Here is a 7,991-nt window from a genome sequence, read left to right as displayed (position 1 = left end):
CCCGCTGTTCGGCAGCGGGTTCGTCGGCGCCGCGCAGCTCGCGTTCGACCCGTTCATGTCGACGTCGCTGCTGTCGCTCGCGCTCGTGCCGCTGTTCGGCATCGGGCTGATCTACGTGCTGTTCTTCTTTGCGCGGCGTGTGTTCGCGCGCGACGGCCACACGCATGCGTGGCTGTCGATCGTCGAGAAGATCGTGTCGACCGTCGTGTGGGCCGCGATGGTGCTGACCGTGCTCGGCATCCAGCGCGACGTGCTCGGCTGGCTCGACAGCGTGCAGTTCCGTGTCGCCAATGCGCATCTCACGCTGCTGTCGGTGATCTCGGGCGCGCTGTGGGTCTGCGTGACGCTGATGGTCGCGATGTGGCTCGGCTCGGTGCTCGAGGATCGCCTCACGCGCGCGAGCACGCTCGACGCGAACCTCAAGGTCGTGCTGTCGCGGGTCGGCCGCGCGCTGCTCGTGTTCGCGGCGATCCTGATCGGGCTGTCGCTGGTCGGCATCGACGTGACGGTGCTTGGCGTGTTCGGCGGCGCGGTGGGTGTCGGCCTCGGTTTCGGGCTGCAGAAGATCGCCAGCAACTACGTGTCGGGCTTCATCATCCTGCTCGACCGCTCGCTGCGGCTCGGCGACGCGATCAGCGTCGGCGGGCTGCAGGGCATCGTCACGCAGATCCGCACGCGCTATACGGTCGTGCGCGGCCTCGACGGCAACGAGACGCTGATCCCGAACGAGAAGCTGATCACCGACGTCGTGCAGAACCAGTCGTCGTACCTGACGCGCGGCTACGCGAAGGTCGCGGTGCAGGTCGCGTACACGAGCGACGTCGAGCATGCGCTCACGCTGCTCGCCGATGCCGCGAAGGGGGTGCCGCGCGTGCTGGCGGAGCCCGCTCCGACCCCGTATCTGGTGAGTTTCGGTGCGGACGGGATCGACCTGGAGCTCGGTTTCTGGATCGAGGATTCGGCGAAAGGCACGTCCGGCGTGCGTTCGACGGTGAACCGCAACATCTGGCGCCTGTTCAGCGAGCACGGGATTTCGATTCCGTTCCCGCAGCGCGAAGTGCGCGTCGTCGGGTTGCCTGATGGCTTTCCTGCCGCGGGCGGGCTCGATTCGGCGGCCGGCAACGGCGCGGTGGACGGGCGCGCACCGGCTGCGTAGCGCAGGCCAGCCGTCAATCGTATCGACCCCGCGGTCGGAACCGGATCGCGGGCCTTTCCAAGTCCGCCCGTGGACTGCGCTTGTTGCGTCAGGGCAAGAAAATGTTCATTTTTTACAAAGACTTGGAACGGTTGAAGTAAAATTCTGGTCTACACGCGGTATGCTTTCATTTTTCTGACGCTTGGCGCGGGCCGGCGTCGCTCTCATCACAGGTAACTGCCTTGTTGAATTCCCTGCTCGATTTTCTTTCCCACGGGCTCCTGCATTTTTCGTGGTGGCAGGTCGCGCTGTTCGCGCTCGCCGTCACGCACGTCACGATCATCGGCGTGACGGTCTACCTGCACCGCTGCCAGGCGCACCGCGCGCTTGAGCTGCATCCGATCGCGAGCCACTTCTTCCGCCTCTGGCTGTGGATGACGACCGGCATGCTGACCGGCCAGTGGGCCGCGATTCACCGCAAGCACCATGCGAAGTGCGAGACCGAGGAAGATCCGCACAGCCCGCAGACGCGCGGGATCTGGAAGGTGTTCCTCGAAGGCGCCGAGCTGTATCGTGCGGAAGCGAAGAACGAAGAGACGATGCGCAAGTTCGGGCACGGCACGCCGAACGACTGGGTCGAGCGCAATGTCTATTCGAAGTACCCGATTCTCGGCATCAGCATGATGATGGTGATCGACGTCGCGCTGTTCGGCGTGCTCGGCCTGACCGTGTGGGCCGTGCAGATGGTCTGGATTCCGTTCTGGGCGGCTGGCGTCGTCAACGGCTTCGGTCACTTCTGGGGTTATCGCAACTTCAACTCGGCCGACGCGAGCACGAACCTGTTCCCGTGGGGCATCGTGATCGGTGGCGAAGAGCTGCACAACAACCACCACACGTTCGCGACGTCGGCGAAGCTGTCGAACAAGTGGTACGAGTTCGACATCGGCTGGATGTACATCCGCATCATGTCGGCGTTCGGTCTCGCGAAGGTGAAGAAGGTCGCGCCGACGCCGCGCCTGAACAAGCCGAAGACGGTGCTCGACCAGGAAACGCTGCAGGCCGTGCTGTCGAACCGCTACGAAGTGATGGCGCGCTACGGCAAGGCCGTGAAGCGTGCGTACCGCCAGGAGCTCGCGCACCTGAAGGAAATCGGCGGCGAGAAGTACCAGATGATGCGCGGCGCGCGCAAGTGGTTCCACAAGGATGCCGACGGCCTCGACGAGCCGCAGAAGAAGCTGCTGCCGGAAATCTTCGCGAACAGCCAGAAGCTGCAGACGTACTTCCAGCTGCGCCAGGATCTCGCCGCGATCTGGGATCGTTCGACCGCATCGCGCGAACAGCTGCTCGCGCAATTGCAGGATTGGTGCCATCGCGCAGAACAAAGCGGTATCAAGGCGCTGCAGGAATTCGCGACGCGCCTGCGCCGCTACGCCTGATTCGAAATCGATTAGAATCTAAGGACGTCAAAAACCCCGCGTTGGCGGGGTTTTTTATTTGGTCCGCCGGTTTTTGAACCGTGTTCGGCAGGCCGGATTTGTATGAGGCTTGGGGCAGCGTGGATGCGTTGTTCCGGGGCGAGATCAGGGGATGGGATCGGAGTAAGCGCTAAAGCGCTAACACCGATCGACCGCGAAGCATGGGACCCGAGTAAGCGCTGAAGCGCTAACACGGGTCGACCGCGAAGCATGGGATCGGAGTAAGCGCTGAAGCGCTAACTCCGATCGACAGGAGATATGGAGATGCAATCGACGATCAAACCCGTCGAGTACGACCGGCCCATTGCAGCTGGGACCGTGTGCGGCGTGGGGCAGGCATGGGCCAAGGTGCCCGATGCACCGTCCGCCGAAGAGCGGGTCGCGCTAAAGGAGCGCATCAAGGCATTGCTCGTGCGTGAAAAGGCCGTGCTGGTCGCGCACTACTACGTCGACGCCGAGTTGCAGGAACTCGCCGACGAAACCGGCGGTTGCGTCGCCGATTCGCTCGAAATGGCCCGCTTCGGTCGCGATCACGATGCGCAGACGCTGGTCGTCGCCGGCGTGCGCTTCATGGGCGAAACCGCGAAGATCCTGAGCCCGAACAAGCGGATCCTGATGCCCGACCTCGACGCGACCTGCTCGCTCGATCTCGGCTGCCCGGTCGACGAATTCTCCGCGTTCTGCGACGCGCATCCCGACCGCACCGTCGTCGTCTACGCGAATACCAGCGCGGCTGTGAAGGCGCGCGCGGACTGGATGGTCACGTCGTCGATCGGCCTCGAGATCGTGGCCGACCTGCACGCGCGCGGCGAGAAGATCATCTGGGCGCCGGATCGCCATCTCGGCAGCTACATCCAGAAGAAAACCGGCGCGGACATGCTGCTGTGGCAAGGCTCGTGCCTCGTTCACGACGAGTTCAAGGGCATCGAACTCGACCTGCTGCGCGCCGAGTATCCGGACGCGAAGGTGCTGGTCCACCCCGAATCGCCGGAGAACGTCGTCGCGCAGGCCGATGTGGTCGGCTCGACCACGCAGCTGATCGACGCGGCCGTCAAGCTCGACGCGACACGCTTCATCGTCGCCACCGATCTCGGCATCCTGCACAAGATGCAGCTTGCCGCGCCCGGCAAGACCTTCATCGCGGCACCGACGGCCGGCAATAGCGCGACTTGCAAGAGCTGTGCGCACTGCCCGTGGATGGCGATGAACGGCCTCGCGAACCTCGCCGACGTGCTCGAGCGCGGTCACAACGAGATCTTCGTCGATCCCGCGATCGGTGAGCGCGCTCGCCTGCCGATCGACCGGATGCTCGATTTCGCAGCGGCGCACAAGAAGCGCGTGCAGGCGAGCGGCGATCTGCAGCGCGACCAGCAACTGTTTGCGAACGTGGGGGCTGCATGAGTCAGGCTGTATCCCCGCTGTTCAACGTCGTCCGCGGGCAATACGGCGCGGCATTCGACGAGGCGATCGCGCGCAACGTGGCCGATGCGATCGCGGAAGACGTCGGTGCCGGCGACCAGACCGGGCGGCTCGTACCGGCCGGCGGGCATCGCCGTGCACGCATCATCGTGCGCGAGGAAGCCGTGCTGTGCGGCGTGCCGTGGTTCGAGGCCGTGATCGCCCGGATCGATCCGTCGATTACCGTGCAATGGCGCTATCGCGAAGGCGACCGCATGACGCCCGATTCGACCGTCTGCGAACTCGACGGGCCGGCGCGTGCGCTGCTGACGGCCGAGCGCAACGGGCTGAACTTCCTGCAGCTGCTGTCGGGCGTCGCGACCGCGACGCGCCGCTATGTCGATCGCGTCGAAGGCACGCGCACGAAGATCCTCGATACGCGCAAGACGCTGCCGGGCCTGCGGCTCGCGCAGAAGTATGCGGTGCGCGTCGGCGGCGGCGAGAACCAGCGTCTCGCACTGTACGACGGCATCCTGATCAAGGAGAACCACATCGCGGCCGCAGGCGGTGTCGGCGAGGCGCTCGACGCGGCATTCGCGCTGGAGTCGGGCGTGCCCGTGCAGGTCGAAGTCGAGACGCTCGCGCAGCTCGACACGGCGCTCGCGCATCGCGCGCAGTCGGTGCTGCTCGACAACTTCACGCTCGACATGATGCGTGAAGCGGTGCGCGTGGCGAACGGCAAGGCCGTGCTCGAAGTGTCCGGCGGCGTCAATTTCGATTCGGTGCGCGCGTTCGCGGAAACGGGCGTCGATCGCATCTCGATCGGCGCACTGACGAAGGACGTACGCGCGACCGACTATTCGATGCGGATCGTCGACTGATCGAACCTCGTCCGGTCAGACAAAAAAGCCGTTGGCGCGCAAACGCCAACGGCTTTTTTCTTGTGCGTCCCCGGCCGCAGCCGGGAAGGGCGTACGCTCAGCGACGCGCGCGCGGCGTGAGCACGCTCGGCAGCGCCTTCGGCAGCGAGTTCGGCCAGTCGCGGCTGTAGTGCAGCCCGCGGCTTTCACGGCGCGAGTGCGCGCTCTTCACGATCAGGGTTGCCACGTCGACGAGGTTGCGCAATTCGAGTAGGTCGCGCGTCACGCGGAAGTTCGCGTAGTACTCCTGGATCTCGTCGCGCAGCAGCGACAGCCGGTGCTTCGCGCGCTCGAGGCGCTTGTCGGTGCGCACGATGCCGACGTAGTTCCACATCAGGCGGCGCAATTCGTCCCAGTTGTGCGCAACGACGACTTCCTCGTCCGCATCCGATACGCGGCTTTCGTCCCACGCAGGCAGCGTGGCCGGCGTTTCGGCATCGAAGCCGGCCGCCTCGATTGCCTCGGCCGCCGCGCGGCCGATCACGAGACATTCGAGCAGCGAGTTGCTCGCGAGCCGGTTCGCGCCGTGAAGCCCCGTGTACGACGTTTCGCCGACCGCATACAGGCCCGCGAGATCGGTGCGCCCGGCGAGGTCGGTGACGACGCCGCCGCACGTGTAGTGCGCGGCCGGCACGACGGGAATCGGCTCTTTGGCGATGTCGATGCCGAATTCGAGGCAGCGCGCGTGGATCGTCGGGAAGTGTTCGCGCAGGAACGCTTCCGGCTGGTGGCTGATGTCGAGATACACGCAATCGATCCCGCGCTTCTTGATCTCGAAGTCGATCGCGCGCGCGACGATGTCGCGCGGCGCAAGCTCGGCGCGCGGATCGTGCGCGGGCATGAAGCGCGTGCCGTCGGGCAGTTTCAACAGCCCGCCTTCGCCGCGCACGGCTTCCGAGATCAGGAACGACTTTGCATACGGATGGAACAGGCAGGTCGGGTGGAACTGGATGAATTCCATGTTCGACACGCGGCAGCCCGCGCGCCACGCCATCGCGATGCCGTCGCCGGTTGCGGTGTCGGGGTTCGTCGTGTACAGGTAGACCTTGCCGGCGCCGCCCGTTGCGAGCACCGTATGCGGCGCTTCGATCGTGATCGTGCGGTCGTTGTCGACGTCGAGTGCATACAGGCCGTGACAGCGGCGGCCGGGCAGGCCGAGCCGGTCCGACGTGATCAGGTCGATCGCGTGGTGGTTTTCGAAGAACGTGATGTTCGGATGCTGGCGCGCACGCGCCGACAGCGTCGCGAGCACCGCATGGCCGGTCGCGTCGGCCGCGTGGATGATCCGTCGGTGGCTGTGGCCGCCTTCGCGCGTGAGGTGGAAGCCGAGCTCGGCCGCGTCGTCCTTCGTGAACGGCACGCCCTGCGAGATCAGCCATTCGATCGCTTCGCGGCCGTGCTCGACGATGTAGCGCGTCGCGCCTTCGTCGCATAAGCCGCCGCCGGCGACCAGCGTGTCGTCGACGTGGTTCTCGATGCTGTCCGCCGAATCGAGGACAGCCGCGATGCCGCCTTGCGCGTTATCGCTCGCGCCCTCCATCATCGACCGCTTTGCGATCAGCGCGACACGTCGCGTGCTGGCCAGATTGAGTGCGACCGACAGCCCTGCCAGGCCGCTGCCGACGATCGCCACGTCGAATTTCATGCTGCATCTCCATCGTTACGCTTTTGATCTTGTGCGTTCCGGCGGCCGTAGCCGCGGAAAGGGGAGAGCATACCGCGTCGCGCCGGAGCGTGCGCGCAAAACAAAAAGCCCCGCATGTGCGGGGCTTTTCGGTCGCCGTCAGGCTAGCAGAAACCGGAGATTACTTGATCTTGGTTTCTTTGTATTCCACATGCTTGCGGACGACGGGATCGAACTTCTTGATCGCCATCTTTTCCGGCATGTTGCGCTTGTTCTTCGTGGTCGTGTAGAAGTGACCCGTACCAGCGGTCGACTCAAGCTTGATCTTGTCGCGTGCGCCTTTTGCCATGATTCTGCTCCTTGGGCTTAGGCTTCGCCGCGTGCGCGCAGGTCAGCGAGCACGGAATCGATGCCGTTCTTGTCGATCAGGCGCAGGCCGGCGTTCGAGACGCGCAGACGCACCCAGCGGTTTTCGCTCTCCACCCAGAACCGGCGGTTTTGCAGGTTCGGCAGGAAGCGACGCTTCGTCTTGTTGTTGGCGTGGGAAACGTTGTTGCCGCTCATCGGCGCTTTCCCAGTTACTTGGCATACGCGTGCCATGAGAGCACTCCTAATACGCTAAATTCGGGGTTCGATCGCCGGTGAAGGTTCCATCGCACCGCCACGTGATCCATGGCTGCACTCAGAACGCCGAAGCCCTTACAGACAAGGCCCTTCGATGGCTAGAACTGTGGTTGGAAAAAATACAGACGGCGATTCTAGCAGAAAAAGCGCAGGAAAATCAAACCTAATTTCGCATCGCCGTCGCGGCGCCCGGGGGTGGGCTGCCGGGCCACAGTCTACAGCCAACCGGCCCGCGCGAACGAGAAAGTGTCACTGATGCCGATGACGACGTGATCGAGCAGCCGCACATCGACAAGTTCGAGTGCGGCTTTCAGCATCCGGGTCAGGCGGCGGTCTTCCGCGCTCGGCTGCACCGCGCCCGACGGATGGTTGTGCGCGACGATCAGCGCCGCGGCGTTGTGCGCCATCGCGCCGCGCACGATTTCGCGCGGGTAGACGGCCATGCGCGTCAGCGAGCCGCGCGTGATTTCCTCCGTTTCGATCAGGCCGTGGCGCGCGTCGAGGTAGACCGCGGCGAACACTTCGTACGGGAGCGCGCCGATCTTCAGCCGCAGATAGTCCTCGACGGCGCCGGGCGAATCGATCTGCTTCTTCTCGTGCGCTTTCTCCTTCAGCACGCGCCGCGCAATCTCGATGACCGCAACCAGCCGAGCGGAGCGCGCAGGGCCGATGCCGGGGTGCGCCTCGAAATCATCGGCGGTTGCCTCGAGCAGCCCGCGCAACGTCTTGAACTGCGCGACCAGTGCGCGGGCGGTGACGAATACATCGTGCCCGGGCTTGCCCGTGCCGAGCAGCAGTGCAATCAGTTCGTCGTC

The 7,991-nt window shown here is 64.8% G+C and carries 8 protein-coding genes; 4 read left to right on the top strand and 4 right to left on the bottom strand.

Going from position 1 to position 7,991, the window contains the following annotated elements; all coding sequences use genetic code 11:
- From JYJ84_RS22445 to nadC, 4 genes are all read left to right on the top strand, one after another.
- Window positions 1-1,156: mechanosensitive ion channel family protein (locus tag JYJ84_RS22445; RefSeq protein ID WP_205189486.1), on the top strand; the 1,156-nt coding region annotated here is incomplete at its 5' end.
- A gap of 221 nt (window positions 1,157-1,377) precedes the next feature.
- Window positions 1,378-2,571, top strand: coding sequence for an acyl-CoA desaturase (locus tag JYJ84_RS22440; RefSeq protein ID WP_175223023.1), 1,194 nt, complete (start codon window positions 1,378-1,380; stop codon window positions 2,569-2,571).
- A 303-nt stretch (window positions 2,572-2,874) separates the two neighbouring features.
- Window positions 2,875-4,011 carry a quinolinate synthase NadA gene (gene nadA, locus JYJ84_RS22435; RefSeq protein ID WP_122946750.1) on the top strand — a complete coding sequence of 379 codons (1,137 nt, stop codon included), beginning with the start codon at window positions 2,875-2,877 and terminating at the stop codon, window positions 4,009-4,011.
- Window positions 4,008-4,889: a carboxylating nicotinate-nucleotide diphosphorylase gene (gene nadC / locus JYJ84_RS22430; protein ID WP_175223024.1), complete on the top strand. Its 882-nt coding sequence runs from the start codon at window positions 4,008-4,010 to the stop codon at window positions 4,887-4,889. The genes nadA and nadC overlap by 4 nt, the downstream gene beginning before the upstream one ends.
- Before the next feature lie 97 nt (window positions 4,890-4,986).
- Here nadC and nadB read toward each other — a convergent pair whose 3' ends face one another.
- The 4 genes from nadB to radC form a co-directional block, all read right to left on the bottom strand.
- Window positions 4,987-6,573: an L-aspartate oxidase gene (gene nadB, locus JYJ84_RS22425; protein ID WP_046544591.1), complete on the bottom strand. Its 1,587-nt coding sequence runs from the start codon at window positions 6,571-6,573 to the stop codon at window positions 4,987-4,989.
- 160 nt (window positions 6,574-6,733) lie between these two features.
- Complete coding sequence (gene rpmG / locus JYJ84_RS22420; protein ID WP_006478046.1) at window positions 6,734-6,901, bottom strand: 50S ribosomal protein L33; 168 nt, start codon at window positions 6,899-6,901, stop codon at window positions 6,734-6,736.
- Between the two features lie 17 nt (window positions 6,902-6,918).
- The gene (rpmB, locus tag JYJ84_RS22415) at window positions 6,919-7,152 is read right to left on the bottom strand and encodes a 50S ribosomal protein L28 (protein WP_004186391.1); all 234 of its coding nucleotides are present in this window, start codon (window positions 7,150-7,152) and stop codon (window positions 6,919-6,921) included.
- 239 nt (window positions 7,153-7,391) lie between these two features.
- The coding region (gene radC / locus JYJ84_RS22410; protein ID WP_205189484.1) for a DNA repair protein RadC at window positions 7,392-7,991 on the bottom strand (600 nt) is incomplete at its 5' end.

The sequence above is a fragment of the Burkholderia sp. LMG 13014 genome (assembly GCF_905232215.1).
Lineage (GTDB): Bacteria > Pseudomonadota > Gammaproteobacteria > Burkholderiales > Burkholderiaceae > Burkholderia.
This window is presented reverse-complemented; position numbering and strand designations above follow the sequence as displayed.

Bases quoted from the DNA above. Each gene is read 5' to 3' on its own strand.
- nadA (WP_122946750.1), top strand. From the start codon at position 2,875: ATGCAATCGACGATCAAACCCGTCGAGTACGACCGGCCCATTGCAGCT.
- nadB (WP_046544591.1), bottom strand. From the start codon at position 6,573: ATGAAATTCGACGTGGCGATCGTCGGCAGCGGCCTGGCAGGGCTGTCG.
- rpmB (WP_004186391.1), bottom strand. From the start codon at position 7,152: ATGGCACGCGTATGCCAAGTAACTGGGAAAGCGCCGATGAGCGGCAAC.
- rpmG (WP_006478046.1), bottom strand. From the start codon at position 6,901: ATGGCAAAAGGCGCACGCGACAAGATCAAGCTTGAGTCGACCGCTGGT.
- nadC (WP_175223024.1), top strand. From the start codon at position 4,008: ATGAGTCAGGCTGTATCCCCGCTGTTCAACGTCGTCCGCGGGCAATAC.